Genomic DNA, 1,436 nt, shown 5'->3' on the forward strand with positions numbered 1-1,436 from the left:
TGAACTGACCCCCAAAAGTTGGACGCTATGTCCAACCAAGGGGGTTTTGTTTTATGAGCAAGTACAACAAGCAGTTCAAACTAAAGGTAGTTAAGGAGTTTTTAAAGTCAGGCGGTCAAAAACGGGTTGCTCACTTATTTGCAGTTAATCACTCGCAGGTCCGAGACTGGTCTTTAGCCTATCAAGCGCATGGCCCTGATGGCCTTGCTCCAGACCATCAACGTCACCCTCCCCAGTTCAAGCTCGAAGTGCTGCAGTACATGGCCAAGCACCAAGTATCGGCCAGACCAGCTGCGGCCCACTTTGGTATCCGTAGCATGAGCACTGTATTGCGATGGCAAAAACTCTACAATGAAGGCGGTATTACAGCCCTTGCCAATCGACAGAGAGGACAACAGCCTATGTCCCAATTTAATATCAAAGCATTGCTCAAAAAGCCCATCTCGGAACTCACGCCTGCAGAGTTACGAAGACGTCTGGAGTATGCCGAAGCGGAGGCTGCCTACCTAAAAAAGTTAGAAGCCTTAGCTCAGAGCAAAGCTGTAAAAGAGAACAAGCTCAAGTAATTACTGAGCTAAGGCAGCATTACCGTTTATTAGACTTACTGCTGATCGCCAAAATGGCTAAGAGCGTGTATTACTACTGGCGAGAGGCCAGTAGTAAAGCTGATCCTTATCGGGACACTAAAGACCATATTACCCAGATCTTCAATGTCCATCAGGGTCGCTATGGCTATCGGCGAGTGCACTTAGAGCTACGCAATCAACATCAATACTTAAACCACAAGACAGTGCAAAAGCTCATGGGACAACTAGGGCTTAAATCCACCGTGCGCCCCAAGCGCTATCAGTCTTATAAAGGGGGCATTGGCAAGGCAGCCCCCAACTTGTTAGAGCGCAACTTTGTAGCCAAAGCGCCCAACCAAAAGTGGGTGACCGACGTCACCGAGTTCAATATCAAGGGTGAGAAGGTTTATCTCTCGCCCATCTTAGATTTATACAATCAGGAGATCATCTCTTATGAGATTGCCGACAGACCACAGATCAGTTCGGTCATGCAGATGCTCCAAAAGGCTTTTAAGCAACTAAGGTCAACGGATAAGCTGCTGTTGCACTCCGATCAAGGTTGGCAATACCAAATGGGGTTGTATCAAGAGGCTTTACGTAAGCAAGGCATTACTCAGAGTATGTCTAGAAAAGGTAATTGCTTGGATAACGCGGTTATGGAAAACTGGTTTGGGATTATGAAGACCGAGTTCTTCTATCAAGAGAAGTTTGAGAGTGTGCAGTCGTTTAAAGCGGGGCTAAAGGAATACATCCACTACTACAACCACGATCGAATCAAACAAAAACTAAAGGGATTGAGCCCGGTGCAATACCGAACTCAATCCCTCGTGCTAACCTAACTAAACCGTCCAACTACTGGGGGTCAGTTCA

At 46.8% G+C, this 1,436-nt stretch carries 1 protein-coding gene; it reads left to right on the forward strand.

All coding sequences use genetic code 11. The features are described from left to right. Nucleotides 1-53: 53 nt before the first annotated feature. Nucleotides 54-1,405 (forward strand): IS3 family transposase gene (locus ICN11_RS10610; protein ID WP_370623632.1). Its coding sequence is split into 2 segments (ribosomal slippage): nucleotides 54-516 and nucleotides 516-1,405, totalling 1,353 coding nucleotides; the frame shifts between segments, so codons are not numbered across the junction. Nucleotides 1,406-1,436: the final 31 nt, after the last annotated feature.

This window comes from Polynucleobacter sp. 78F-HAINBA, from assembly GCF_018882325.1.
In the GTDB taxonomy this organism is placed as follows: domain Bacteria; phylum Pseudomonadota; class Gammaproteobacteria; order Burkholderiales; family Burkholderiaceae; genus Polynucleobacter.